Annotated in this window: 23 protein-coding genes; 16 read left to right on the top strand and 7 right to left on the bottom strand. The window is 67.7% G+C overall.

Annotated elements, in window-relative coordinates; translation table 11 throughout:
• The first annotated feature begins 128 nt into the window (after nt 1-128).
• The 5 genes from ACWF99_RS15475 to ACWF99_RS15455 all read left to right on the top strand — a co-directional run bounded on the left by ACWF99_RS15475 (nt 129) and on the right by ACWF99_RS15455 (nt 6,501).
• On the top strand, nt 129-2,276 hold the full coding sequence (locus tag ACWF99_RS15475; protein WP_378631746.1) for a S9 family peptidase: 2,148 nt from the start codon (nt 129-131) through the stop codon (nt 2,274-2,276).
• A 175-nt stretch (nt 2,277-2,451) separates the two neighbouring features.
• The gene (locus ACWF99_RS15470) at nt 2,452-3,153 is read left to right on the top strand and encodes a DUF2334 domain-containing protein (RefSeq protein ID WP_378658062.1); all 702 of its coding nucleotides are present in this window, start codon (nt 2,452-2,454) and stop codon (nt 3,151-3,153) included.
• Nucleotides 3,154-3,284: 131 nt separating this feature from the next.
• Complete coding sequence (locus ACWF99_RS15465; RefSeq protein WP_378631749.1) at nt 3,285-4,709, top strand: APC family permease; 1,425 nt, start codon at nt 3,285-3,287, stop codon at nt 4,707-4,709.
• A complete protein-coding gene (locus tag ACWF99_RS15460; RefSeq protein WP_378631750.1) occupies nt 4,706-5,143 on the top strand; it encodes a hypothetical protein in 438 nt (145 codons plus the stop codon). Before ACWF99_RS15465 ends, ACWF99_RS15460 begins: the two co-directional genes overlap by 4 nt.
• Before the next feature lie 11 nt (nt 5,144-5,154).
• Nucleotides 5,155-6,501, top strand: a complete 1,347-nt coding sequence (locus ACWF99_RS15455) for a M20/M25/M40 family metallo-hydrolase (RefSeq protein ID WP_452536379.1) — start codon at nt 5,155-5,157, stop codon at nt 6,499-6,501.
• On the opposite strand, the gene ACWF99_RS15450 is transcribed toward ACWF99_RS15455, so the two are convergent.
• Entirely contained in the window at nt 6,502-7,146 is a 645-nt protein-coding gene (locus tag ACWF99_RS15450) for an MBL fold metallo-hydrolase (RefSeq protein ID WP_378631753.1), read from the bottom strand.
• 97 nt (nt 7,147-7,243) lie between these two features.
• Here ACWF99_RS15450 and purS point away from each other — a divergent pair, with 97 nt between their 5' ends.
• Entirely contained in the window at nt 7,244-7,480 is a 237-nt protein-coding gene (gene purS, locus ACWF99_RS15445; RefSeq protein WP_056818769.1) for a phosphoribosylformylglycinamidine synthase subunit PurS, read from the top strand.
• A gap of 76 nt (nt 7,481-7,556) precedes the next feature.
• Nucleotides 7,557-8,234 carry a phosphoribosylformylglycinamidine synthase subunit PurQ gene (purQ, locus tag ACWF99_RS15440; RefSeq protein WP_378631755.1) on the top strand — a complete coding sequence of 226 codons (678 nt, stop codon included), beginning with the start codon at nt 7,557-7,559 and terminating at the stop codon, nt 8,232-8,234.
• Between the two features lie 16 nt (nt 8,235-8,250).
• On the opposite strand, the gene ACWF99_RS15435 is transcribed toward purQ, so the two are convergent.
• Nucleotides 8,251-9,324 (bottom strand): substrate-binding domain-containing protein, encoded by a 1,074-nt coding sequence (locus ACWF99_RS15435; protein ID WP_452536377.1) that lies wholly within the window; start codon nt 9,322-9,324, stop codon nt 8,251-8,253.
• Nucleotides 9,325-9,384: 60 nt separating this feature from the next.
• Between ACWF99_RS15435 and ACWF99_RS15430 the strand changes: the two genes are divergently transcribed.
• Nucleotides 9,385-9,822, top strand: a complete 438-nt coding sequence (locus tag ACWF99_RS15430) for a MarR family winged helix-turn-helix transcriptional regulator (RefSeq protein ID WP_378631758.1) — start codon at nt 9,385-9,387, stop codon at nt 9,820-9,822.
• 59 nt (nt 9,823-9,881) lie between these two features.
• On the top strand, nt 9,882-11,174 hold the full coding sequence (locus tag ACWF99_RS15425; protein ID WP_378658054.1) for a M18 family aminopeptidase: 1,293 nt from the start codon (nt 9,882-9,884) through the stop codon (nt 11,172-11,174).
• 40 nt (nt 11,175-11,214) lie between these two features.
• On the opposite strand, the gene ACWF99_RS15420 is transcribed toward ACWF99_RS15425, so the two are convergent.
• The gene (locus ACWF99_RS15420) at nt 11,215-12,471 is read right to left on the bottom strand and encodes a glycosyltransferase 87 family protein (RefSeq protein ID WP_378631761.1); all 1,257 of its coding nucleotides are present in this window, start codon (nt 12,469-12,471) and stop codon (nt 11,215-11,217) included.
• 163 nt (nt 12,472-12,634) lie between these two features.
• Here ACWF99_RS15420 and purL point away from each other — a divergent pair, with 163 nt between their 5' ends.
• Both purL and ACWF99_RS15410 read left to right on the top strand, forming a co-directional pair.
• Nucleotides 12,635-14,929, top strand: a complete 2,295-nt coding sequence (gene purL, locus ACWF99_RS15415; RefSeq protein WP_378631763.1) for a phosphoribosylformylglycinamidine synthase subunit PurL — start codon at nt 12,635-12,637, stop codon at nt 14,927-14,929.
• Between the two features lie 95 nt (nt 14,930-15,024).
• Complete coding sequence (locus ACWF99_RS15410; protein ID WP_452536375.1) at nt 15,025-16,794, top strand: alpha/beta hydrolase; 1,770 nt, start codon at nt 15,025-15,027, stop codon at nt 16,792-16,794.
• 45 nt (nt 16,795-16,839) lie between these two features.
• Here the strand turns inward: ACWF99_RS15410 and ACWF99_RS15405 are convergent, their stop codons facing one another.
• Nucleotides 16,840-17,127, bottom strand: coding sequence for a YiaA/YiaB family inner membrane protein (locus tag ACWF99_RS15405; RefSeq protein WP_056818759.1), 288 nt, complete (start codon nt 17,125-17,127; stop codon nt 16,840-16,842).
• 128 nt (nt 17,128-17,255) lie between these two features.
• Between ACWF99_RS15405 and ACWF99_RS15400 the strand changes: the two genes are divergently transcribed.
• On the top strand, nt 17,256-18,986 hold the full coding sequence (locus ACWF99_RS15400) for an alpha/beta hydrolase (protein WP_452536374.1): 1,731 nt from the start codon (nt 17,256-17,258) through the stop codon (nt 18,984-18,986).
• Nucleotides 18,983-19,612 carry a CPBP family intramembrane glutamic endopeptidase gene (locus ACWF99_RS15395; RefSeq protein WP_452536372.1) on the top strand — a complete coding sequence of 210 codons (630 nt, stop codon included), beginning with the start codon at nt 18,983-18,985 and terminating at the stop codon, nt 19,610-19,612. The genes ACWF99_RS15400 and ACWF99_RS15395 overlap by 4 nt, the downstream gene beginning before the upstream one ends.
• Before the next feature lie 6 nt (nt 19,613-19,618).
• Here the strand turns inward: ACWF99_RS15395 and ACWF99_RS15390 are convergent, their stop codons facing one another.
• Together ACWF99_RS15390 and ACWF99_RS15385 are read right to left on the bottom strand one after the other, a co-directional pair.
• Nucleotides 19,619-20,485, bottom strand: a complete 867-nt coding sequence (locus ACWF99_RS15390) for an alpha/beta fold hydrolase (RefSeq protein WP_378631770.1) — start codon at nt 20,483-20,485, stop codon at nt 19,619-19,621.
• A gap of 76 nt (nt 20,486-20,561) precedes the next feature.
• On the bottom strand, nt 20,562-20,960 hold the full coding sequence (locus tag ACWF99_RS15385) for a HicB family toxin-antitoxin system (protein ID WP_101464595.1): 399 nt from the start codon (nt 20,958-20,960) through the stop codon (nt 20,562-20,564).
• Between the two features lie 187 nt (nt 20,961-21,147).
• Between ACWF99_RS15385 and ACWF99_RS15380 the strand changes: the two genes are divergently transcribed.
• Entirely contained in the window at nt 21,148-21,561 is a 414-nt protein-coding gene (locus ACWF99_RS15380) for a sterol carrier family protein (protein WP_452536370.1), read from the top strand.
• A 20-nt stretch (nt 21,562-21,581) separates the two neighbouring features.
• On the opposite strand, the gene ACWF99_RS15375 is transcribed toward ACWF99_RS15380, so the two are convergent.
• Nucleotides 21,582-23,000 carry a YhgE/Pip domain-containing protein gene (locus tag ACWF99_RS15375; RefSeq protein ID WP_452536369.1) on the bottom strand — a complete coding sequence of 473 codons (1,419 nt, stop codon included), beginning with the start codon at nt 22,998-23,000 and terminating at the stop codon, nt 21,582-21,584.
• A gap of 145 nt (nt 23,001-23,145) precedes the next feature.
• Between ACWF99_RS15375 and purF the strand changes: the two genes are divergently transcribed.
• Nucleotides 23,146-24,726, top strand: coding sequence for an amidophosphoribosyltransferase (gene purF / locus ACWF99_RS15370; RefSeq protein ID WP_378631779.1), 1,581 nt, complete (start codon nt 23,146-23,148; stop codon nt 24,724-24,726).
• 298 nt (nt 24,727-25,024) lie between these two features.
• Complete coding sequence (locus tag ACWF99_RS15365; RefSeq protein ID WP_378631781.1) at nt 25,025-26,611, top strand: ABC transporter substrate-binding protein; 1,587 nt, start codon at nt 25,025-25,027, stop codon at nt 26,609-26,611.
• Nucleotides 26,612-26,712 lie beyond the last annotated feature (101 nt).

Raw genomic sequence — 26,712 nt, 5'->3', positions numbered from 1 at the left:
CATGCGGGTCAGGCTACGCACAACGGGCCTACGGCAGATGCGCAGAAATACTCAGTCAGCCCGCTGCCTCCAGCCGCCGACGGCCGAGTTGGCGGGCCCGGTTGGAGTGGGGCGGCTACGGTGGACCAATGGCTGGCGAGAATGAGACCGTGTCGGCGCCGATCGCGAAGAGGGCGCCCGTCGAGCGGGTCCACCACGGTGACACGTTCGTCGACGACTACGAGTGGCTGCGGGACAAGGAAGACCCCGAGGTCATCGCGTATCTGGAGGCGGAGAACGCCTTCACCGCGGCGCAGACCGACCAGCTGCAGCCCCTGCGGGACAAGATCTTCGACGAGATCAAGGCCAGGACGCAGGAAACCGATCTCTCGGTCCCGACGCGACTGGGCGACTACTGGTACTACTCGCGCAGTTTCGAGGGCAAACAGTACGGCGTGCACTGCCGCTGTCCCGTCGACGCGAAAGCCGAGGGTATCGACGCCTGGACGCCGCCTCAGCTGGAGGTCGGCTCGGCGATCGAGGGCGAGCAGGTGCTGCTCGACAGCAATATCCTCGCCGAGGGGCTGGACTTCTTCGCGCTCGGCGCCTTCTCGCTGAGCCACGACGGCAACCTGCTCGCCTACTCCGTGGACAGCTCCGGCGACGAGCGCTACACGCTGCGGATCAAGGACCTGCGCACCGGTGAGCTGCTGGCCGACGAGGTGGCCGGCGCGGCGCCGGGGGCGACCTGGTCGCTGGACGGCACGCACATCTTCTATCAGACGGTCGACGAGTCGTGGCGGCCCGACACCGTGTGGCGCCATCGCGTGGGCACCGGTTCCGACGCCGATGTGACGGTGTTCCACGAGCCCGACGAGCGCTACTGGGTGAGTGTCGGCGCGACCCGCTCCGAGAAGTACCTGATGGTCTGGCTCGGCTCCAAGATCACCACCGAGGGCTGGGTCCTGGAGTCGGACAATCCCGAGGGCGAGTTCCGGGTGCTGCTGCCGCGTCGCGAAGGCGTGGAGTACTCGGCCGAGCACGCGGTGATCGCGGGCGAGGACAAGTTCCTGATCCTGCACAACGACGTGGTCGACGGCGTGAAGGCGGAGAACTTCGTGCTCGCCGTCGCGCCCGCCACCGACCCGTCGGACATGACGACCCTGATCGGGCATCGCGAGGACGTGCGGCTCGAGGACATCGATGCCTTCGCCACCCATCTGGTGCTCGGCTACCGGCGCGACGCGCTGCCGCGCCTGTCGGTGTGGCCGCTCACGCCGGAGGGCTTCGGCGAACTGACAGAGCTCGACTTCGGCCTCGAGTTGTTCTCCGCCGGTGCGGGTTCGAGCCCGGAGTGGGAGCAGCCCACGTTGCGCGTGGGGGTCGCCTCGTTCATCACGCCGATGCAGGTGTTCGACTATGTGCCCGCCACCGGCGAGCTGCTGCTGCGCAAGGAACAGCCGGTGCTCGGCGGTTACGACGCCGATGACTATGAGCAGCACCGCGATTGGGCCATCGCCGCCGACGGCACCCGCATTCCGATCTCGATCATCAAGCGCAAGGGTCTGGCCGACGGGCCGAAACCCACACTGCTGTACGGATACGGCTCCTACGAGGCCAGCATCGATCCCTCGTTCTCGGTGTCGCGGCTGTCGCTGCTCGATCGTGGCATGGTGTTCGCGGTGGCGCATGTGCGCGGCGGCGGGGAGATGGGCAGGCTCTGGTACGAGCACGGCAAGACGCTGCTGAAGAAGAACACCTTCACCGACTTCGTCTCCTGCGCGAGTCATCTCATCGATACCGGTGCCACCGCACCCGACCGCTTGATCGCCGACGGCGGCAGCGCGGGCGGGCTGCTGATGGGCGCGGTCGCCAACCTGGCGCCGGAGCTGTTCAACGGCATCCTCGCCAATGTGCCCTTCGTCGATCCGCTCACCTCCATCCTCGATCCGTCGCTGCCGCTGACGGTGATCGAATGGGACGAGTGGGGAAATCCCCTGGCGGACAAGGACGTCTACGACTACATGAAGTCGTACTCGCCCTACGAGAACGTCGAGGCCAAGGACTACCCGGCCATTCTGGCGATCACCAGCCTCAACGACACCCGCGTCCTCTACGTGGAACCGGCCAAATGGGTCGCCAAGCTGCGCGCCACCAAGACCGGCGACAACGAGGTGCTGCTCAAGACGGAGATGACCGCAGGTCACGGCGGTGTGAGCGGCCGCTACGAGAAGTGGAAGGAAGTCGGCTTCGAGTACGCCTGGGTCCTCGACCGAGTGGGTCTCGCGGACGCCTGATCCGGTGGGCCCCGGCTTCGGCCGGGTTCACGATCGGCGCCGACTTCGAACCCGCCGTGCGGGTGCCGCGCGAACAGGTATTGCACTGGCCGGGGTGGTGAGGAGTGCGCTGGAATTCGTCGTGGCGTCATCGGGGTAGCACGCCGGCGTCACCTCGAGCTGTCACCGTGGGTACATGAACGCTGAGTTGATCGTTTCGGTGTCGGGGATCCGGGATACGACTCGCGATGCCGCGATCGAATTCGCCGGAGAGATGGACGCGCGGGGCGTGCGCCTGTCGTTGCTGGTCGCGCCGCGGTTGAAGGGCAAGTACCGGCTGGTCGACGACCCGGCGACGCAGTCGTGGCTGCGCGGGCGGCGCCTCGAAGGCGACGCGATCGTGCTGCACGGCTACGACCAGGCCGCCACCAAGGCGCGGCGCGCGGAGTTCGCCGATCTGCCCCGGCACGAGGCGACGCTGCGGCTCAAGGCCGCCGATCGGGTGATGGAGCGGGTGCAGCTGCGCACCCGGCTGTTCGCCGCGCCGCGCTGGGACGCTTCGAACGGTGCGCTGGCGGCGCTGCCCGACGTGGGCTTCCGCATGGCATTCGGGCTCACCACCATGCTCGACCTGGAGCGTGATGTCGCCCAGCGTGCTCGGGTGTACGGGATCGGGGAGGGCTTCCGTGCCGAGCCATGGTGGTGCCGGGCGCTGGTGATGGGCGCCGCGCGCACCGCTCGACGCGGCGGCGTGCTGCGGTTGGCGGTGTCGGCGGCGCAGTTGCAGCGGTCGGGTCCGCGCCAGGCCGTGCTCGACGCGGTCGACCTCGCGCTCTATCACGGCGCCCACAGCGATGTGTACCGCTGGGAGCCCTACCCGGCTGTCCGAGCCGCCTGACCGCCACCGCCGCGCGCGTACCGGCGATCAGCGCGCGGCGGTGGCCTCGAAACCTCCCTGCCCGATTTATGATTCATCAGTTGATCGAGTGGTTTCCGCTAGTTGTGTGAACACAGCAGGAGGCAGCGCTGATGACGGGCACGTCGACGAAAGTCGCGACGACGACGAAATATATGTCCTGGGTGACCTTGGCGCTGATGACCACGAGTTCGGTGGCGAGTCTGCGATCAGCGCCAACAATGGCCGTGTACGGATTGGCCTGTGTATTCCTCTATGTCATTCCCGCGATTCTGTTTCTGATGCCGACCTCGCTGGTCGCCGCGGAACTTGCGTCCGGGTGGCAGGGCGGCGTGTATCAATGGGTCAGTGAGGGATTGAGTAAGCCGCTCGGATTTCTTGCCGTCTGGTGCCAATTCGCCATGACGATCTTTTACTATCCGAGCTTGCTCGCTTATGTGGCGAGCACTTTCGCCTACATCATTCATCCGTCGCTCGCATCCAACGGCCTGTACGTGGCGATCGTGATCATCACCGTGTACTGGGCGGGTGTGTACGTGTCCTCGCAGGGCACCAAGACCGTGGCCGGGCTGTCGAGTATGGGCCTGGTCATCGGCACGCTGATCCCCGGCACCGTGCTGGTCGTGCTCGGGCTGGTCTTCCTCGCGCAGGGCAACGAGTCCGCGGCGCCGATGGATTCGTCGCACCTGCTGCCGGCCTGGGCTGGGTTGGCGAGCCTGGTGCTGATCGTGAACAACTTCCTGTCCTACGCGGGCATGGAGATGAACGCGGTGCACGTGTCGTCGCTGAAGAACCCGGCCAAGGAATTCCCGAAGGCGATGTTCCTGGCCATGGCCCTGGTGCTGGTGATCTTCATTCTGCCCGCGCTGGCGATCAGCTGGGTGGTGCCCTCGGCCAGCCTGAGTCTCACCGCGGGAGTGATGCAGGCCTTCGACGCCTTCTTCGGCCACTTCGGGATCGGCTTCCTCACCCCGATCGTCGGCATCGCACTGGTGGCGGCCGCGCTCGGCGGCATGCTCACCTGGCTGGCCGGACCGTCCAAGGGCCTGTTGCTGATCGGGCGCAGCGAGGGATATCTGCCGCCGTTCCTGACCCGGCTCAACAAGCACGGCGTGCAGCAGAACATGCTGGTGGCGCAGGGTGTGTTCACCACCTTGATCGCGCTGCTCTACGCCTTCATCCCCAATGTCTCCAGCGCGTACTGGATTCTGTCGGTGATCACCACACAGGTGTATCTGATCATGTACGTGCTGATGTTCGCCGCGGCCGCCAAGCTGCGTCGCGACGATCCGGACCACCCGCGCGGCTACCGGGCGCCGGCGCTGATGGCGCTGTGCGCGCTCGGCGCGGCCTCCTCGATCGCCGCGTTCACGATCGGTTTCGTGCCGCCTTCGCAGTTCGGCTCGGGCAGTCCGTGGGTGTACGTGCTCATCGTGGGTGGCGGTCTCGGCATCGTCGGCCTGCTCATCCCGTACCTGTTCTACCGAAATCGCAGGGACAGCTGGAAATTCGCCGTACCGGAAGGGCAGCAGGCATGACGACCGGAGACGCCCCCGACCACAAGCGACGCTGGATCTACATCACCTCAGGTGTGCTGCTCGTGGTGTTCGCCCTGATCGGGCTGTTCACCTTCACCGCGATCCGCGAGAACACCCAGGCGAGCGCGAAAGCCGAACAGCTGCACGACAGTCTGGTCGCGGCCGGTCTGCCCGCACCGGAGGCGAGCGTGATCGCCGACGCGCTCGGCGACGACGGCGGGTCGGTCTGTCAGGACCCGAGTTCGCCGATGATCAAGGCGAAATACCAGGCCTCGATCACCAACGGTGCGGCCGGACCCGGACAGCGTCCGGTGATCGGCCCGCGCGACACCACCGAGGCGGTGGCGCTCACGATCGCCACCTACTGCCCGGATCGCTTGCAGGACTACCTTTCTCATCTCGAGACCCTGAAGCTCGACGATACGACGAAGTGAGGCGCGAAGAGATGACCGACGATGTGACGGCGCTGCGCGGCAAGGTTTCCGGGCTGATGGGCCAGGCGAAAAAGGACCTGGCCCAGCTTGTTTCGTTCGAATCCGTCGCCGACCCGCGTCAGTTCCCGCCGGAAGGGTGTGAGCGGACCGCGCAGTGGGTGGCCGACGCGTTCGCCGCGGCGGGGCTGACCGAGGTGGGCCTGCACGAGACGCCCGACGGCAGCAAAGCCGTCATCGCGTCGAAGCCGGGGCCGCCCGGCACGCCGACGGTGCTGCTGTACTGCCACTACGACGTGCAGCCCCCGCTCGACGATGCCGCGTGGAAGACACCGGTCTGGACGCTGACCGACAAGGACGGGCGCTGGTACGGGCGCGGTGCGGCCGACTGCAAGGGCAATATCGTCACGCATCTGACCGCTCTGCGCGCGATCGGACCCGACTTCCCGATCGGGATCAAGGTGGTGGCGGAGGGGTCGGAGGAGCAGGGCACCGGCGGCCTGGAGCAGTTCGTCGTCGCCAATCCCGCTCTGCTGCAATCGGATGCGATCCTGGTCGCCGACTGCGGCAACTTCGCGGTGGGGGTGCCGACGTTCACCCAGACCCTGCGCGGGATGGTGAATGTGGTGCTGACGGTGACAACGCTGGAAGGGCCGATGCATTCGGGAATGTTCGGTGGACCGGCGCCCGACGCGCTCGCCGCGATGATCCAGCTGCTGTCGTCGTTGCGCGATGCCGAGGGCAACACCACGATCGACGGACTCACCGACGACCAGAAGTGGACCGGCGCGCAGTATCCGTCGGCGGACTTCCGGTCGGACGCGGGTGTGCTCGACGGTGTCGGCCTGCTCGGCGACGGAACCGTGTCCGACATGCTGTGGGCGCGGCCCGCGCTGACCGTGCTGGGGATGGACGTGCCCGCGGTGGTCGGGTCGTCGGCGGCGATCCAGCCGAGCACCAGGGCCAGGCTCAACCTGCGCATCCCTCCGGGCACCGAGCCCAAGCAGGCCTATGACCTGCTGGAGAAGCACCTGCGCGCGCACGTGCCGTGGAACGCCGAGCTCGACATCGAGCTCGAGGCGCTCGGCGAACCGTTCGTCGCGTCCACACAGGGCCCCGCCCGCTCGGCCATGGAGAAGGCGATGGCCACCTCCTACGGTCGCGACGTGACCACCGAGGGACAGGGCGGGTCGATTCCGCTGTGCAATGTTTTCGCCGACACCTACCCGAAGGCCGAGATCATGCTGATCGGCGTCGAAGAGCCGAAATGCCTGATCCACGCGCCCAACGAAAGCGTCGACCCCAGCGAGATCGAGCACATGGCACTGGCCGAGGCGTTGTTCCTGACCAGCTACCGCTGATCAGAACTGGCCCTGGTCCTCGGGTTCGAGTACGCGGAACTCGGTGCCGGCCGGGGCCATCTCGGTCAGCCTGCCGAAGTAGATGCCCTGGGCCGACGGGGCGATGATGCCGTGGTGGATGGGCACCGCGGTGCGGGGATTGACGGCGCGCAGGTAGTCGACGGCCTCCGCGATGCGCATCCACGGGGCGACGGCGGGGATCGCGAGCACGCCGACCGGGACCGGCGGCACCCAGAGCGAGTCGCCGGGGTGGACCAGCTGGGCGGGGTCGGCCTCGGTGCCGAGCTGGAAGACGGTGTTGTCGATCACCGGGATCTCCGGGTGGATCACCGCGTGCCTGCCGCCGCCGCCGGTGATCTGTAAGTCACCGATATCGAGCACCTGACCGGCCGACACCGGCTCCCAGCCCTCACTGCGCTGCTGCGCGGTCTGCGGATCCGACAGCAGCCGGGCGGTGGGATTGTTCTCGATGAGATCGCCGATCCGGTTCGGATCGATGTGGTCGGGGTGCTGGTGGGTCACCGCGATCGCGTCCAAGCCGGTGATGCCCTCGAACCCGTGCGCGAAGGTTCCGGGGTCGAACAGCACTTTCACGCCGTGCAGTTCCACGAGGATGCAGGAATGACCGAAGTGGGCGATGCGCATACCCGATGCTAAGCCGCCGTGACCCCGGAACGCGGGCACGACGGCCCGGTCAACTAAGATTTCCGAGGTAACCCCCACATCACTTGAGGAGCAACGCGTGGCACGAGTCGTGGTCGAGGTCATGCCGAAGGCCGAGATTCTGGACCCCCAGGGACAGGCCGTGGTCGGCGCGCTCCCGCGTCTGGGATTCGCCGGAATCTCGGATGTGCGGCAGGGCAAGCGATTCGAGCTCGAGGTGGACGACAGTGTGTCGGACGCCCAGCTCGAGCAGATCGCCGAGGCGCTGCTGGCGAACACGGTGATCGAGGACTGGAAGGTCGTTCGGGTCTCATGAGGGAGCGCAGCGAGCTCACAATAGGCACAGCCGCCCATGCGGTCATGCCGGAGCCGAGCGCCAGCGAGGCGGAGGCATGAGCGCACGCATTGGCGTTATTACTTTCCCGGGCACGCTCGACGATGTCGACGCCGCTCGCGCGGTGCGGTTGGCCGGCGCCGAGGCTGTGAGCCTGTGGCATGCCGATGCCGATATCAAGGGTGTCGACGCGGTGATCGTGCCCGGTGGGTTCTCCTACGGGGACTACCTGCGGTGTGGGGCGATCGCACGGTTCGCGCCGGTGATGGGCGAGGTCGTCCGCGCCGCCGGGCAGGGTCTGCCGGTGCTCGGTATCTGCAACGGATTCCAGGTGCTGTGTGAGGCCGGGCTGCTGCCGGGTGCGCTGACCCGTAATGAGGGACTGCACTTCATCTGCCGCGACGAGTGGCTGAAGGTCGAGGCGACCGATACCGCGTGGAGTTCGCGGTATGAGCCGGGTGCCCAGATTCTTGTCCCGCTGAAGTCGGGCGAGGGGCGTTTCCAGGCTTCGGAGAAGGTGCTCGACGAGCTCGAAGGCGAAGGTCGCGTGGTGTTCCGGTACGCCGGTGACAACCCGAACGGTTCGCAGCGCGGGATCGCCGGGATCTCCTCGGCCAACGGGCGGGTTGTCGGTTTGATGCCGCACCCCGAGCACGCGACCGAGGCATTGACCGGACCCAGCGATGACGGTCTCGGCATGTTCTTCTCGGTGATCGATAGTTTCGTCAAGGCCTGACAGCCCCGCATCGGCACTAGAGCGTGTCGATGATGTCGAAGTCGACCCCGTTCGCCGTAGCCAGGTGGGCGGGGCCTACTGCTTGATTGCCCAGGAATCCCCGTCGAGTGGCCGGGCCGTCCAGTACCAGGCCCGTTTCCGACGCGGCGATGATCGTTTTCACGTCGAGGGTGCCGGTGGTGTCGGCCAGGGTGTTCAGCAGGTGGATCGCCTCGTAGGTGGAGTTGCTGAAAGTGGTCAGCGCGGGGGCGAATCGACCCTGATGCCGGTGATAGCGGGCGCGGCGGGCGCGGCCTTCGGCGCTGTGGTTGTCGATGAAGAAACTCGACGCCACATAGAGGTTGGCGTTCGCTGACGGCCCCGCGCTGAGCAGGACGTTCTCGTCGACCGCCGGGCTGAGCCGGGGCATCATGGCGGGCAGGCCGGTGGCGGCGAACTGGCGATTGAAGCGGGCGGTGTCGGCGCCGACCATGAGGATCAGGACCGCGTCGGCCAGCAGCAGCGTCGGGTTGCCCAGGAAGTCGCCGAAATCGGTGGTGCCGAGCGGCACGTAGTGCTCGACGATGATGTCGTACGGATCGGTCAGGGACCGGCGCAGGGCACGGGCGGTTCGGCGGGGCCAGATGTAGTCGTTGCCGATGACCGCCCAGCGGCGCACTCCCAGTTCGCGGGCCATCCACGCGGCCGCGGGAACTGTCTGGTGGGCGGGATGTTCGCCCACCAGCAGGACGCCGGGGCGTTCGTCGGGCAGGCCCTCGTGGTCGGTGGCGTAGAGATAGGGAACGCGGGTGTCCACGGCCTCGGCGACTGCGCGACGTACCGCGGAGGTGTGCCAACCGGTGATCGCGCCGACCATTCCGGTAGCCAGGAAGGCCGCTACCTCGGCGGCGACTTCGTGTGGTTCGCGGCCGCCGTCGAGGGTGGTGAGACGGATTTCACGGCCGAGAATTCCTGTGCCGCTATTGATTTCGTCTACTGCCAGGGAAATGGCCGCGGTACACGATGGCGCGATGATGCCGCCCGGGCCTTGGGTGGGCACGATCGAGAGAATCTCGATCGTTTCATCCCGGCTCTGGCCTGACGAGGGCATTCTGTACTCTATCGCCTAGTGCGAACAGGATTGTTCGAATGAATTTCTCGGTAGGTGGGAATGCAATCGGTGTCCATCATAAGTGGGTATTCCACGCTGCACGGCGCCCTGCGCTCCGCGGAGCGCAACTGGGTAGGCAGGCTCGAATCGGCGCTGTCGGCTGACAATCTCACGGCCGACCACTGGGCGATCCTGTCGCAGCTGTCCACCGACGACGGGATGACGATGTCGGAACTGGCCGCCCAGGCGCGGCTGGCCCCGTCCTCGGCCACCCGGCACGCGGACAATCTCGCCGAACGCGGATTGATCTTCCGGGTCGCCGCCACCGACGATCGTCGCCGGATCCTGATCGGCTTGAGCAGTCTCGGGGCCAAACTGGCCGCAAGGATCCGCGCGCAGGAAAAGCTCGCGGAGGAAGAATTACGCTGCCGCCTGGGGAATCGCCGCTACGGCGAATTACTGGCCGCGCTCGCGGTGATCGCCGAACGCGACGACTGATCCGAGCGCGTATTCCGGGGCGGGGTGCCGGGGCACGGCATCGTGCCTAGGATCGCAGGATGCCGGTTTCCTTGACAGCGGCCACGGCCAGCGGATTGTGTGCCTTCATCGATGCGTCACCCTCGCCCTTCCACGTGTGCGCGACGGTGGCGGCCGAGCTGGACGGCAACGGTTTCACGCCGTTGACGGAGGCCTCGGCGTGGGACGACGCGGGCGGCAAACACTATGTGGTGCGCGGTGGTTCGCTGATCGCGTGGGCTGATTACGACGCCGTGCCCGCTGCTCCGTTCCGGGTGGTCGGCGCGCACACCGACAGCCCCAACCTGCGCGTGAAGCAGCATCCCGATCTGGCCGGGGCGGGGTGGCAGCTCGTCGGGCTCGAGCCGTACGGCGGGGCTTGGCTGAACTCCTGGTTGGACCGCGAGCTCGGTCTCTCGGGGCGGCTCAGTGTGCGCGAGGGCGCGCGGATGCGCGATGTGCTGGTGCGGATCGACGAGCCGATCCTGCGGGTGCCGCAGCTGGCCATCCACCTGTCCGAGGACCGGCGCGGGGTCACCCTCGACCCGCAGCGGCATGTGAACGCGATCTGGGGGATCGGTGACGCGCCCGCCTCGTTCCTGGACTTCGTCGCCGAGCGGGCCGAGGTCGACGGCGCCGATGTGCTCGGCTGGGAACTGATGACCCATGACCTCGCGTCGAGCACGATCGTCGGTCGCGACCTCGACCTGGTGAGCGCGCCGCGGCTCGACAACCAGGGCACCTGCTACGCCGGATTGCAGGCCTTCCTCGCAGCCGCCGACGAGCCGGGTGCGGCGACGGCGGTGCTGGTGATGTTCGACCACGAGGAGGTCGGGAGCCAGTCCGATCGCGGGGCGCAATCGGATCTGCTGCCCGCCGTGCTGGAGCGGATCGTGCTGGCCCGTGGCGGTGGGCGCGCGGATTACCTTGCCGCGCTGGCCGGTTCGGTGGTCGCTTCCGGTGATATGGCGCACGCGACGCACCCGAACTACCCGGACCGGCACGAGCCCGCGCACCGCATCGAGGTCGGCGGTGGGCCGGTGCTCAAGGTGAATCAGAACCTGCGCTACGCCACCGACGCGGCGGGCGCGGGCGCGTTCGCCCTCGCGTGCGCGCAGGCCGGCGTGCCGCTGCAACGGTATGTCCACCGGGCCGACCTGCCCTGTGGCTCGACCATCGGCCCGATGACGGCGGCTCGCACCGGCATGTCGACCGTCGACGTGGGCGCACCCCAGCTCGCCATGCACTCGTGCCGCGAACTCATGGGCGCCGCCGATGTCCCCGCCTACGCCTCGGCCCTGGCGGCATTCCTCACTCCGGAAGCGACGGACTGACGGCGGCAGGGGATCGGCTCGGCCTCGATGGCCGCCGAGGTCAGGTCGTCGCGAGTTCCGGTGCGGCCGAGGACTTCCGGCTGGGGTGGTAGGTGAGCACCGCGTAGACGATCACGGCGAACGTGGTCCACACATAACTGCTGCCGATGATCTGCTGCCACCAGGCCCAGGCCAGTTCCTTGTCGCCCGAATGTGGCAACACCCACTGCGGGCCCACGATGAACATCACCGTGAACAGGGCGACGAGGGTGGTGAAGGCGCGGGAGCGGCGAGCAACGGCCAGGCTGACCGCGACGACCAGCGCGGGCGCGACCCAGACCCAGTGATGCGACCACGACACCGGTGAGACCAACAGCACCGCCGCCGCGTTCACCAGCAGCGCGCCGACCTCGTTGCCCACGCCGATCAGGCGGTACATCCACACCGCGGCCAGCGCGATGGTGACCGCCGACAGACCGAGCCACAGGCCCGTCGCCAGCGATTCGTTCATGCCGAGGCGGAACAGCGTGCCCTTGATCGACTGGTTGCCCGCGAAGTAGGGCGTGCCGATGCGGCCGGTGTCGGAGACGGTGTGGAACCAGTATTCGACCGAGTCCTTGGGGAACAGCAGGAAGCCGGCGCCCACCGCGCCCGCGGCCGATACGACCATGGTGGCCGCGGCCTTCCAATCCCGGCGGAGCAGGAAGTACAGCAGATAACCCGCTGGAATCAGCTTGATCGACACCGCGATGCCGATCAGCATCCCGCGTGGCCAGAACGGCTTGCGCACGAGAATGTCGAGGGCGACCGCGGCCATCAGGATCAGGTTGATCTGGCCGAAGTTGAAGGTCTGGCGGACCGGTTCGAGGTACTGGGCGAGGCCGAGCCCGGCGATCAGCACGGTGAGCACCGAGATCCGGTCGAGCTCGGGGCGCACGCGAACCAGCACCAGCCACAGCACGATCCCCAGGCTCGCCAGCGAGGTCAGCAGCACGACGACCTCGGCGACCACCAGCGGCATCAGCGCCAGCGGCACGAAGAACATCGCGGCCAGCGGGGGATAGGTGAACGGCAGGCCGAGCCCGTACACCGGCGGCATCGGGCCGTACAGGTCGCCGCCGTCGAGCCACACCCGCGCGCCGTTGCGGTAGACCTGCAGGTCGATGAACCCGTGCCACCAGTGCGCCAGCAGGGCGACGGCGGCGGAGACCACGAACAAACCGATGGCGGCGGTCAGCCAGCGTCGTTGGCGGTCCGGGTTGTCGGGATCGGGAATACGCGGCTCGACCTGCTCGGTAACCCCCGGACTTTCGTTCACAGCGCCAGAGTAATGGGTACCCCAACGGCCCAACCGCAAGTGTGACCAGACCGAATCCGGCCGCCTCCCCAGCGTGAGGGCAGTACGGGCGGCAGGCGGTTACCTCGCAACCATTAGACTCTGCAGATCAAGTTCCCCCCGGCCGAAAGGACCCTGGTCTCCCGTGACACTGCAGGTCGACACCGTCGCTACCGCCGCAGCCACCCCGGATGCTCCGCAGCCGTACAAGGAACTCGGTCTCAAAGACGACGAGTACGCCCGCATCAAGGAGATTCTGGGCCGTCGGCCCACCGATGCCGAGCTGGCGATGTACTCGGTGATGTGGAGCGAGCACTGCTCCTACAAGTCCTCCAAGGTGCATCTTCGCTACTTCGGTGAAACCACCACCGACGAGATGAAGGCCTCGATGCTGGCCGGGATCGGCGAGAACGCCGGCGTGGTCGACATCGGCGACGGCTGGGCCGTCACCTTCAAGGTGGAGAGCCACAACCACCCGTCCTACGTGGAGCCGTACCAGGGCGCGGCCACCGGTGTCGGCGGCATCGTGCGCGACATCATGGCCATGGGCGCGCGCCCGATCGCGGTGATGGACCAGCTGCGCTTCGGTGCGGCGGACGCCCCCGACACCCGTCGCGTGGTCGACGGTGTGGTGCGCGGCGTCGGCGGTTACGGCAACTCGCTCGGCCTGCCCAACGTCGGCGGCGAGACCGTGTTCGACGCCTCCTACCAGGGCAACCCCCTCGTGAACGCGCTGTGCGCGGGCGCGATGCGCGTGGAAGACCTGCACCTGGCCTTCGCCTCGGGCAACGGCAACCGGATCATCCTGTTCGGCGCGCGTACCGGCCTCGACGGCATCGGCGGCGTGTCCGTGCTCGCCTCGGACTCCTTCTCCGGCGACGAGTCCGGCACCGGCCGCAAGAAGCTGCCCGCCGTGCAGGTGGGCGACCCGTTCACCGAGAAGGTGCTCATCGAGTGCTGTCTCGACCTGTACGCGGCCGGGCTGGTCGTCGGCATCCAGGACCTCGGCGGCGCCGGGCTGTCCTGCGCCACGTCCGAACTCGCCGCGGCGGGCGACGGCGGCATGCACATCGACCTGACCAAGGTCCCGCTGCGCGCCACGCACATGACCCCCGCCGAGATCCTGTCGAGCGAATCGCAGGAGCGCATGTGCGCGGTCGTCACGCCGGAGAACGTGGACGCGTTCATGGCCGTCTGCAAGAAGTGGGACGTCCTGGCCACCGACATCGGTGAGGTCACCGACGGCGACCACCTCGTCATCACCTGGCACGGCGAGACCGTGGTGGACGTGCCGCCGCGCACCGTCGCCCACGAGGGCCCGGTGTACGAGCGCCCCGTGCAGCGCCCCGATACCCAGGACGCGCTGATCGCCGACACCACCGCCACCCTGACCCGGCCGAAGACCGGCGACGAGCTGCGCGAGACCCTGCTCACGATGATCGCCAGCCCGCAGCTGTGCAGCCGCAAGTGGATCACCGAGCAGTACGACCGTTACGTGCGCGGCAACACCGTGCTGGCCGAGCACGCCGACGCGGGCGTCGTCCGCATCGACGAGTCCTCGGGCCGCGGCATCGCCCTGGCCACCGACGCGTCGGGCCGCTACACCAAGCTCGACCCGTACACCGGCGCGCAGCTGGCGCTGGCCGAGGCGTTCCGCAACGTCGCCACCACCGGCGCCACCCCCAAGGCCGTCACCAACTGCCTGAACTTCGGTTCGCCGGAGGATCCGGGCGTGATGTGGCAGTTCCAGCAGGCCGTGCGCGGTCTCGCGGATGGTTGTGCGGCGCTGGGCATTCCGGTGACCGGCGGCAACGTGAGCTTCTACAACCAGACCGGCAAGGACGCCATCCTGCCCACCCCGGTGGTCGGCGTGCTCGGCGTGATCGACGATGTGCACCGCCGCATCCCGACCGGCCTCGGCCTCGAGCCGGGCGAGTCGCTGATCCTGCTCGGCGAGACCCGCGACGAGCTGGACGGCTCCATCTGGTCGCAGGTCACCCATGACCACCTCGGTGGCGTGCCGCCGCGCGTCGACTTCGCCCGCGAGCAGCTGCTTTCGGAGGTGCTCACCTCGGGTTCGCGCGACGGCATGATCTCCGCCGCGCACGACCTGTCCGAGGGTGGTCTGGCGCAGACCGTCATCGAGGCGGCGCTGGCAGGCGAAACCGGTTGCCGCATCGTGCTCCCCGAGGGCTCGGACCCGTTCGTGCAGCTGTTCTCCGAGTCGGCCGGGCGCGTGCTCGTCGCGGTGCCGCGTTCGGAGGAGACCCGGTTCACCAAGATGTGTGACGCGCGGCAGCTGCCGTGGGTGCGCATCGGCGTGGTGGACCAGGGTTCGGATTCGGTCGAGGTGCAGGGGCAGTTCTCCGTGACACTCGCCGAATTGCGCGAGGCATTCGAAGGCACGCTGCCTAAGCTGTTCGGAGCGCACACCGCCTGATCGGTCAGCGGCCGGCGGCGGTAGCGCAGCGTTACCACGTAGGCCGCCCGGGCAGGCGAAACAGATTCCGCCTGATCAACAGAGGAGTCGAGCTTGTGACCACGGAGGATACGAGCTCGGCTTCCGCACCGGCAGTGCGCGAGAACCTCTTCATCAGGGGAATTCACCTGGTGGAGAGGTTTTTTCATCCCAACTACGCCGGCCTGATCATGGCGACGTTGTTCTTCGGGCTGTCGCTGACTCCCTCGCTGCTGCCGCGTGACTGGTTCTTCCAGGGGCTGGTCAGCGGCATCAACGCGACGATCGGCTACGGGCTCGGCTGCTTACTGGCGTGGGCCTGGCGTCGGTGGGTCGCGCCGCGGATCACCTGGCCCGAGCAGGTGCGCACGGCATGGGCCCGGCGGCCGAGCTGGCTGGTGGTGGCGCTGCAGAGCGCGATCGTGGTGGCGTGCCTGATCTTCGCGGTGCTGATGAGTATCCAGTCCTCGAAGTGGCAGCGGCAGATCACCGATCTGATGGGGATGGAGCCGGTGTCCGACGCGGGGTATCCGCGGACGGTGCTGGTCGGCGCGGTGGTGGTCGGTCTGCTGATCTGGATCTCACGCCTGGTGGTGCGATTGGTGCGCGCGGTGACGCGGGCGCTGAACCAGTGGGTGCGGATTCCGGCGGCGTTCGCGCGACCGCTCGGGGTGATCGTCGTTCTGGTGGCCGCGGTGCTGCTGTTCAACGGTGTGCTGGCGAAAGGCTTTTTCGCCGTCGCCAATTCGGCGTTCAGCGCGCGCAACAGTCACACCTCACCGAACGCGGTCCAGCCGACGCTGCCCGAACGCTCCGGCAGCCCTGAGTCGCTGGCCGAGTGGGATACCCTGGGTTCGGAGGGTCGATGGTTCGTGGCGAACGCGCCGACCGCTCTCGCGATCGGGCAGGTCACCGGAAAGCCCGCGCGCGAACCGATTCGGGTCTACGCGGGGCTGGAATCCGCGGACGGGGTCGAGGCGCAGACCGATGTGGCCATCGCCGAACTCGACCGCACCAAGGCCTTCGAACGCGAAGTGCTGGTGGTGATCAGCACCACCGGCACCGGCTGGGTCGATACGACCAGTGCCGAGGCGATCGAGTTGATGTTCGGTGGCGACACCGCGCTGGTGGCGACGCAGTACTCGTATCTGCCCAGCGCGCTGTCGTTCCTGTCCGACCGGGACAAGTCGATGACCATGGGGCGCACGCTGTTCGACAAGGTGTACGAACGCTGGTCGGCGCTGCCCGAAGACGCCAGGCCCAAGCTGCTGGTCTACGGCGAGAGCCTCGGTTCGCAGGGGTCGGAGGGTGCGTTCTCCGGTCTGGCCGACATTCGCAATCGCACCGACGGCGTGCTGTGGGTGGGACCGCCCAACTCCAACCGGTTGTGGTCGGAATTCGTGGCCCGACGTGACCCCGGCACCGACGAGATCACCCCGATCTACGCCGACGGGATGTCGGTGCGGTTCGCCGCCGACGACGAGCAGCTGGCCCGGCCGACGCCGGCCTGGAACGACCCGCGCATCACCTACCTGCAACACGCCTCCGACCCGGTGGTGTGGTGGTCGCCGGATCTGCTGTTCAGTCAGCCGGATTGGTTGCGGGAGAAGCGCGGACCCGACGTATCACCGGCGATGTCGTGGTATCCCATCGTCACGTTCTGGCAGGTCGCCGCGGATCTGCCGCGCGCGCAGACGGTTTCGGACGGGCACGGCCACAACTACGGCAACCTGGTGCCCGACGCGTGGGCCGCGGTGGCCCAACCACCGGACTACACACCGGAATTGGCTGCCAGAATTCGGGTGTTCCTCGAAGAATCCATGGCTACCGAACGTCAGTTGAAGTGACGAGCCGGGGGCGCCGAACCCCTCGATCGGCGCCGCCCGCTCGGCTCACGACACCGATTTGAACGGATTGTGTTCGGCGATCAGCTGTTCCAGCCGCGCCTCGTCGATCCGCCCGATCAGTGACTGAGTCTCCTGCTGGTCGCGCACGACCTTGGCGAGGGTGAAGCAGCTGGTCACCAGGAACAGGCCCGACATCGCCAGGAACGCGCGCTGCCAGCCGTCCAGCGGCAGGTACGCGATTCCGGCGCCGGTCCCGAACAGGCTGACAGCGAACGCGATCGCGGCCTGGGCCATGTAGGCCGAGGTGTTCTTCGGCTTGGTGTTTGTGCTCATGGCTCTCAGTGTGCTGATCCGCGGTGTCGCGATCGCGCGTACAACTACTCGAGTGCGGTACGTAGTTTGTGAGCGGCTCCGCAGTCACAAATCCGGTGATTGTCGGTACCGGCCGCCATACTGGGGCGGTGACCGAGCGCGCTTCGACTACCGCGATGCTGCGTGCGCGCGGCGCCGTGGTCTTGCGGCGCGTCGAGGTCGTCGTCGATCTGAATTATGTCGGATTGGTGCTGGCGACGCTGTTCTTCGGGCTGTCGGTGACCCCGTCACTGGTGCCGCGTGACTGGCTGTTCCAGGGGCTGATCAGCGGGATCAACGCCGCGATCGGTTACGGGCTCGGCTGTGTGCTCGAGTGGTTGTTCCGGCGGTGGGTGCGGTCGCGGATTCCGATTCCGAGCCCTTCCGATCGGCTGCGATACGCGATCAAGGCGACCGTGCTGGTGGGGTGCGCGCTGGTGGCGGCGCTGATGCTGGTGCAGTCGGCGCGGTGGCAGCGCGAGATCACCTCGCTGATGGGGATGGCGGGCACCACCACGCCCGCCTATCTGCGGACCGGGCTGCTCAGCATGGCCGTCGGGGTGGCGGTGGTGGCCGCGTATCGGACGGTGCGCGTCATGGTGCTCGGCCTGGCTCGCCAGCTCAATCGGTGGGTGCGGGTGCCGCGCGAAGTGGCGCCCGCCGCCGGGCTGCTGGTGCTGGTCGTGCTCGCGGTGACGATCTTCAACGGCGTCGCCTCGCGGGCGTTCTTCGCGGTGGCCAACTCGGCGTTCAGCGTGCGCAACGATCGGGCCACGCCGTACGCCGTGCAGCCGATCGCGCCGGAGCGTTCGGGGAGCCCGGGGTCGCTGGCGCCGTGGCAGTCGCTGGGGTTCGAGGGGCGGTGGTTCGTGTCCAACGGGCCGAGCGCCGCCGCGATCACCGAGGTGACGGGAAAGACCGCGCGCGAACCCATTCGGGCCTATGTGGGGTTGGAGTCGGTGACTCGCGACCAGACCGCGGCGCAGCTGGCCGTCGCCGAACTGGAGCGGACCAAAGCCTTCGAACGCGAGGCGATGGTGGTGGTCACGACGACAGGGACCGGTTGGGTCAACGGGATGGCCGCGGGCGCCGTGGAATACCTCTACGGCGGGGATACGGCGATCGTGGCGACCCAGTTCTCGTATCTGCCCAGCGTGCTCTCGTTCCTGTCGGACCGGGACAAGGCGGCCGCGGCCAGCCGGGAGCTGTTCGACGCGGTGTACGAGCGGTGGTCGGCCCAGCCGGAGGGGCATCGGCCCAAGCTGTTCGTCTATGGGGAGAGTCTGGGTTCGCAGGGGTCGGAGGAGGCGTTCGACGGGCTGGCCGATCTTCGCGAGGAGGTCGATGGCGCGTTGTGGGTCGGGCCGCCGAATTCGAATCGGTTGTGGCGGCAGTTCGTCGACCGTCGCGATCCGGGGACGCCCGCGGTGGCGCCGGTGTACGCGGACGGGCTCGTCGTCCGATTCGCCGATGACGCGGCGGATCTCGATCGCGCCGAGCCGTGGCGCGAACCCCGCATCGCCTACCTGCAACATCCGTCCGACCCGATCGTGTGGTGGTCGGCCGATCTGATCTTCACGCAGCCGGATTGGTTGAGCGAACCGCGCGGTCCCGATGTGTCGACGCAGATGCGGTGGGCGCCGTTCGTGACGTTCTGGCAGGTCACGGCCGATCTCACCAACGCGCAGGGGGTGGTCGACGGGCACGGGCACCGGTACGGGAGTTTGGTGCTGGACGGGTGGTTGGCCGTCGCAGCGCCGCCTGGGGTGGACGGCGATGTCGTCGAAAGCATCCGTGCCGCACTGGAATCGGCGGAAACCTATGAGCGGGAGGTGAAGTGAGAAGGCTCGAAGCCGTTGCCGCGCTGGCCCTTCCGCTGCTGTGGAGCAATCGGATTCTTCCCGCCCTCGATCTTCGGCTGCGTGGGCGCACCGCGGCGAACATCGCCTTCGCGACGGGGTACACGAAACTCTTTCGAGGCAGCCCGAACTGGTTGTCGCCCAGTGGCTTCCGCTGGGGTTTCGGCAGTGCGGCCGTCGTCGTCGCCGGCTACGCCGTCGCCCTGTCGATCCCGTCCCTGCGACGCCTCCCGCTCGAGATCGCTGTCCGCGCACCGGAGACATCGACCCTCGAATGGATCGGCCTGCACATCCCCGTGGGCACCGTCCTGGCCGAGGAAGCCGTCTTCCGAGGCACCCTCGACCCGGTGCTCGTCGAGAGCGCCGGATCGTCCGCGCCCGTGATCAGCGCCCTCGATTTCGGCCTCTGGCACATCCGACCGGCCAGAGCCGCAGGCGATCCGGTTGCCCCCACGGTGCTGGCCACCACCCTCGCCGGTCTCGTTTTCACCGAACTCCGGCGCCGGTCGGGCAGCGCCACCGCGCCCGCGCTCCTGCATCTGGCGATCAATGCCGGCGGAGCGCTCGCGCCCGCCGCCGCTCGATGGGTCGACGGGCTGCGGCGGTAGGCCGGCTCAGGCGGTCGCGACGAAATCGGCGACGGCCTCGGTGAAGGCGTCGTTGTCGTCGCCCGCCGCGGTATGGGCCGCGGCGCTGATCTCGGCCAGGCGGGCGTGCGGTGTGAGCGCCAGGAATGCCGCGGCGCCCTCGTCGCTGACCACGTCGGACTTGCCGCCGCGGATCAGCAGGACCGGGATGGTGAGCGCCTCGGCGGCCGCTTCCATCTCGACGATGCGGGCTTCCGGGTCGTCGTTGACGTCGCTGATCAGGTCGGGGTCCCAGTGCCAGTACCAGCGGCCGTCGCGCTGACGCAGGTTGCGCAGGAGACCGTCGGCGTTGTCGGGACGCGGGCGGTGCGGCAGGTAGGCGGCGACCGCGTCGGCCACCTGGTCGAGGGTGTCGAAACCGTCGCGGTGCCTGCCGAGGAAGTCCATCACGCGCTCCACGCCCGCGGACTCCGAACGGGGCACGATGTCGACCAGGACGAGTGCGCGGATCGCGCTCCCACCCGGCGTCGCGGTGGCGAGCAGCCCGGTGATCCCGCCCATGCTGGCCCCGACCACCACCGCGCCCGCCTCCCGGGTCGCACCGAGCTGTTCGAGCACGGTGTGCAGGTCGGCGACCATCACGGTCCTGGAGTAGTCCGCCTCCGGTGACCAATCGCTGTCACCGTGTCCCCGCGCGTCGACGGCGACAACCCGCATCCCCGCCGCGGCCAGCGCCCGTCCCGTCCGCTTCCACGAATGCCGGTTCTGTCCACCGCCGTGCAGCATCACGACCAGCGGGCCGTCCTGTGCGCCGAAGCTGTCCGCGACCAGGGTGAGCCCGTCGGCAGCGCGCAATCGCAGCGTTGCCGGCTCGAGGGGATCGGTGACACTCATAGGACGAATGTACGACGAGTCCCACCTGCCCACGCCATCGGGCAACGGATTGAGGTCGGGTCCGGAAAGCGCCGGGTCAGGAATTGGCCAGCTGTGATGCCCGTTGGAACGTCACGCCGAGGACAGCGCCGATGTCGCGGACCGGTACGCCGTCGGCAGCCAATCGTCGGGCGGTCGCCGTCGCGACCTTCATGGCGTGCGCTTCCTGGCGGGCTGCCTCCGCGCGTGCCTGCGAAACTTCTTCCGCAGCGGCTGTCACGTCCGTGCCGCCCACGTGGGCAGTGATCGCGAGTTCGACAGTTGAGGGGGCCACGTCGGCGACCGTGCAGATGTAGTCGGTCGCTTCCTTGGTGATGTCGGCGTAGCGACGTGCCTGGGTGAGACCTTCGATATTGCCGTTGACGCCGTCCAGCTGTGGGATTCGGATCATCCACCAGCGGTCGTCTCGGGACACGTCGATCTGGTAGGTGGTCATGCTTCCTCCGTGCATTGTTCCTTGCACTGCGCGATCGCCTTGTTGACGGTCCGCACCACTCCAGGCGACTGCGAGTTGTGCCCGGAATAGTCTAGGCGATTTTACGGAATCAAGTCTAATTGGCTAGACAATTCGGACAGCTGGCTCGCGGCCGCCGATTTGTCGGAGGTCGGTAGCGTCTCGCGGTATGGCTGGACGGAATGTGGTCGATCCCGCGCAGGTGCGGGCGGCGGTGCTGGGTGTGGGGGAGTGGTTGCGGGATCCGGCGTTGCCGGTGCCGGGGCGGGGGGAGTTGGGGGCCGCGGTGAAGGGGACGGCGCGGGCGCTGGCGGGGAGTGCGCCGGGGCATTCGGTGGAGGTGCGGGTGCCGCCGTTCGTGGCGGTGCAATGCATCGAGGGGCCCCGGCATACGCGGGGGAATCCGCCGAATGTGGTGGAGACGGATGCTCGGACCTGGTTGTTGCTGGCTACCGGGCTGCTCGGATTCGACGACGCGGTGCGGGCGGGGGTGGTGAGCGCGTCGGGGACCAGAGCCGGGGAGATCGCGGGGTGGCTGCCGATCGTGGCGCTGCCCGCGCGGGACGACCCGGCTGTCGAGTAGCGGCAACCGGGTCGCCGGGCTCACGCGGCCGCGGTGTGCTTGCGGTGCAGGCCCTTGTAGTCGTAGTAGCGGGTGATGATCGTGCCCAGAACGACGGCGATCGCGATGCCGAGCAGCGACATCCAGATGCCGCGGTCGAGACCGGCCGCGTAGCCGGCGTCGAAGTACAGGATCGAGCGGACGCCGAGGAACACCTGGTGCATCGGCTCGAATTCGGCGAGCCACGCGAGATAGGTCGGCGTCGCCTCGATCGGGACGGTACCGCCGGAGGACGGCAGACCGAGGATGACGAACAGGGTCAGGTTCACCAGCAGACCCGCGGTGCCGAGGGCGGCCAGCGTCATCAGCGCGGTCCAGCCGACCGCGACCATGGCGAGCGTCGAGAACAGGAACAGGGCGAGCGGATTGTCGACCGGCATGCCCACCACCTTCGCCACCAGCAGGAACACCAGCGAAACGATCACCGCGACCAGCGCCGAAACCCCCCACTTGATGAGCAGGGTGTGAAAGCGCGAGATCGGGGTCGGCGGATAGTGCACGGACCATGGGCCGTATTCGGTGGGCATGAAGCCGAGCTGGGAATCGACCATCGTGTGGATCACCATCGCCCCGACCATGCCGGCCAGCAGCAGGAGCAGCGAGAAGAAGAACGCCGTCAGGCCGATCCCGGTGCCGCTCGGCAGTGGACGGAACTCCTGCGCGACCACATCGATCGGACTCTCGAGGGTGATCATGGCGGCGCCGGACACCTCCGGCGGCGGTGCGCCCGCCGGTGTCTCGGCCAGGGTCGCCCGTACCTGCTCGGTCAGCTGGAGCCCGACCTGCTTGTCGACCTCCGACAGCGCCCGGTCGCCGATGCGCTGCACGATCCCGACGCCGTAGGCGCCCATACGTGGGTTGGACTGCAGGGTGATGATCGGCCGTTCCATCTCGCCGGGCACGATGCTGCCCGTACCGAGAATGCCCAGGCGTTTGCTGAAATCGCCGGGGATGATGATCGCGCCGTACACCTGTCCGGTGCGCAGCAACTGCTCGGCCTCCGATTTTCCGACGACGCGCAGGTCGATCTGATCGGCGGGCACGCCCGCGACGAGCGCATCCGCGACCTGCTTGCCGAAATCGACCTGCTTGCGCTGATCACCCGAGCCCATGACATCGCCGACGTCGGAATTGACGAGCGCGATCGGGAAGTCGTGCAGATTCTTCTCCGGGTCGGCGATATAGCCGAGGTACATGAAGCCGAGCAGTGCGGTGAGCACGGTCAGGACCGCGGTCGGCGCGAGCACGATTCGAGCCCAGTGGCGTCGATCCAGGACCGGTGTGGCCAACGTCGCTACGCCGGGGGCCGCCTGCCCGGAATCATCCGGCTGCGCACCGGTGTTGTCACTATCCGACCCGGTTCCACCGGCTGCAACGTGTGCACTGTCGTCCGTCGTCACGATGCGCACCGTAACAGCTCTGTGTGGCCGATCGGCGGGTTCGTGACCAGTGGATTGCTGCCGGGATGCGAGCGCGCGTACTACCCGCTGCGGATGACCCGTAGACTGACGAGTGCCCCCAGCCCGCCCGAACAGGGAGCAAACGGTGACCGACGTCGATCCCACGATCGTCCCCACGCCCAATACCCCAGACGAGATCGAACACGACCCTCGCGAGGAGTGTGGCGTCTTCGGCGTCTGGGCTCCCGACGAAGACGTGGCGAAGCTCACCTACTACGGCCTGTACGCCCTGCAGCATCGCGGGCAGGAGGCGGCCGGAATCGCCGTTTCCGATGGCTCCCAGATCCTGGTCTTCAAGGATCTCGGCCTGGTCTCCCAGGTCTTCGACGAGCAGACGCTCGCGGCAATGCCGGGGCATATCGCCGTCGGACACTGTCGCTACTCCACCACCGGTGGCGTCACCTGGGAGAACGCGCAGCCGATCTTCCGCACCACCTCCGTCGGCTCCGGCCTGGCGCTGGGCCACAACGGCAACCTGGTGAACACCGCCGAATTGGCCGGTCGCGCACGCGAACTCGGCCTGATCGGCGCCGGTGTGATCGATGGCCGCCCGCAGATGACCGGCGCCACCTCCGACTCCGACATCGTCACCGCGCTGCTGGCGCACGCCTCGGCGGATTCCAGCATCGAGGCCGCCGCGATGGAGCTGCTGCCGCAGCTGCGCGGCGCGTTCTGCCTCACCTTCATGGACGAGCACACCCTCTACGCCGCGCGTGACCCGCACGGCGTGCGCCCGCTGGTGCTGGGCAGGCTCGACCGTGGCTGGGTCGTCGCGTCCGAGACCGCCGCGCTCGACATCGTCGGCGCCGCGTTCGTCCGCGAGATCGAGCCGGGTGAGCTGCTGGCCATCGACTCCGAGGGCGTGCGCTCCATGCGCTTCGCCAATCCCGAGCCCAAGGGTTGCGTCTTCGAGTACGTGTATCTGGCGCGCCCCGACACCACGATCGCCGGTCGCTCGGTGCACTCCACCCGCGTGGAGATCGGCCGCAAGCTGGCCAAGGAGCATCCGGTCGAGGCCGACCTGGTGATCCCGGTGCCCGAGTCGGGCACGCCCGCCGCGGTGGGTTACGCCCAGGGCTCCGGCATTCCGTACGGCCAGGGCCTGATGAAGAACGCCTATGTGGGCCGTACCTTCATCCAGCCCAGCCAGACGATCCGTCAGCTCGGCATCCGCCTCAAGCTCAACCCGCTGCGCGAAGTGATCCGGGGCAAGCGACTCATCGTCGTGGACGACTCCATCGTGCGCGGCAACACCCAGCGCGCGCTGATCCGCATGCTGCGTGAGGCCGGTGCGCTCGAGATCCACGTGCGCATCGCGTCGCCGCCGGTGAAGTGGCCGTGCTTCTACGGCATCGACTTCGCCTCGCGCGCGGAGCTGATCGCCAACGGCACCGGCGCCGACGACAGCTACGCCGACATGGTCGAGAACGTGCGCCGCTCCATCGGCGCCGACACCCTCGGCTACGTCTCCACCGAGGGCATGATCGCCGCCACCGAGCAGCCGCGCTCGCGCCTGTGCACCGCCTGCTTCACCGGCGACTACCCGATCGAACTGCCGCCGGAGGCCGCCATCGGCAAGAACGTGCTCGAGGGGATGCTCTCGGGCAAGGCCGAGTCGAAGCTGCTCGGCGAGAACGCCAACGTGGACGCGCTGAGCCGTCCATAACACGCGTCGTCGGTAAGACGCGTCGCACTACGCCGCACAAGAGGGGCCGGACAGGATAAACCTGATCGGCCCCTTTTGTGTTGTGTACGAGAGTAATTCCGGTAACCGGCAATTTCGTAAGATTAGTTCATAACATGGCGGCAATAATTCGGACCATTTGAAACTGGGCGGTAATGGTTCACCTGTACGGTCCCTCGATATATCGCTAGCTCACCATGTAGTCGTCGCCTCCGTGATCCGGGTGCGACGGCTGCGCGGCGTTCGAGAATGGGACCTGATGTTGAACAAGGCACGAAGTATGCGCGCGAAACAAATTGCCGCAGTGGGTATTACCGCCGCTGTCGCCGCCGCGCTGGCCGGTTGTGGCTCCGGCCGCACCGATGAGGCGGGCTCCGGTGCGGGCCTGGTCGTCGGTACCACCGACAAGATCTTCTCGCTCGATCCGGCCGCGGCGTACGACAACGGTTCGCTGCTGGTGGAGAACCAGATCTATTCGTATCTGCTGAACTTCGCACCGGGCGATACCACGCCCAAGCCCGACGCGGCGGAAAAGTGCGAATTCACCACTCCCACTGTGTACACCTGCAAGATCAAGTCCGGGCTGAAATTCGCCAGCGGTAACCCGCTGACCGCGAAGAGCGTGAAGTTCTCCTTCGACCGGATGGTGAAGATCAACGATCCGCACGGTCCCGCGTCGCTGCTCGGCAATCTCGAGAAGACCGATGTGGTCGACGATCTCACCGTCGCGTTCACGCTGAAGGTCGCCAACGATCAGACCTTCCCGACCATCCTGCCGACCCAGGCGGGCCCCATCGTCGACGAGGCGGTGTTCCCGGCCGACAAGGTCGCCACCGATGACGAGGTCGTCAAGGCCAAGGGCTACTCCGGCCCGTACACGATCTCGAGCTACGACAAGAACAAGCTCGTCGAGTACCAGGCCAACCCCGATTACCAGGGCATCCTCGGCACGCCGAAGACCACGACGGTGTCGACGAAGTACTACGCCACCTCCGACAACCTGAAGCTGGACCTGCAGAACGGCGCCATCGACGTCGGCTACCGCTCGTTCACCCCCACCGACATCGACTCCCTGCGGGCCGATTCCAAGGTCAAGGTCACCGACGGCCCCGGCGGCGAGCTGCGCTACGTGGTCTTCAACATGAACACCATGCCGGGCAACACCCCGGAGCAGAAGCTGGCCGTACGCAAGGCCTTCGCGTCCTCCGTCGACCGCGAGGCGCTGGCCAACGGCGTCTACAAGGGCACCTATCAGCCCGCCTTCGGCTACGTGCCCGCGGGCATGGCAGGTGCGGCCGAGCCGCTCAAGGACCTCTACGGCGCCAAGCCGGACAAGGCCGCGGCCGCGAAGTTCCTCGCCGACGCGGGCGTCGCCACCCCGGTGACGCTGAACCTGCAGTACAACCCCGACCACTACGGCTCGAGCTCCTCGGAGGAGTACGCGGCGGTCAAGTCGCAGCTGGAGGCCTCGGGTCTGTTCAAGGTGAACCTGCAATCCACCGAGTGGGTGACCTACCAGAAGGAGCGCGCCTCCGACGGTTACCCGATGTACCAGTTCGGCTGGTTCCCGGACTTCCCGGACGCCGACAACTACCTGACGCCGTTCTTCGGCCCGAACAACTTCCTGCAGTCGCACTTCGAGAACCCCGGCATCAATGCCCAGCTCACCGCCGAGACCACCGAGGGCGACCCCACCAAGCGGGCCGAGTTGCTGAAGAAGATCCAGACCGATCTGGCGCAGAACTTCCTGCCGACCCTGCCGCTGCTCTCGGGTAAGCAGGTCGCGGTGTCGAAGCCGGGCGTCAACGGTGTCGATCAGACCCTCGACGGCTCCTTCAAGTTCCGGTTCACGGTTCTGAGCAAGTGAGTGACGTTGCTGCCGCGCCCGGCTCACCCAACCGGGCGCGGGGGGTGGGGGGGGTGCGCGGCGGGGGGTGCCGCCAGGGGGGGTTGGGGCGGTGCCTGCGG

This window comes from Nocardia sp. NPDC055002, assembly GCF_053608825.1.
The sequence above is the reverse complement of the archived record's forward strand: the minus strand, read 5'-3'. Positions and strand labels throughout refer to the sequence as shown.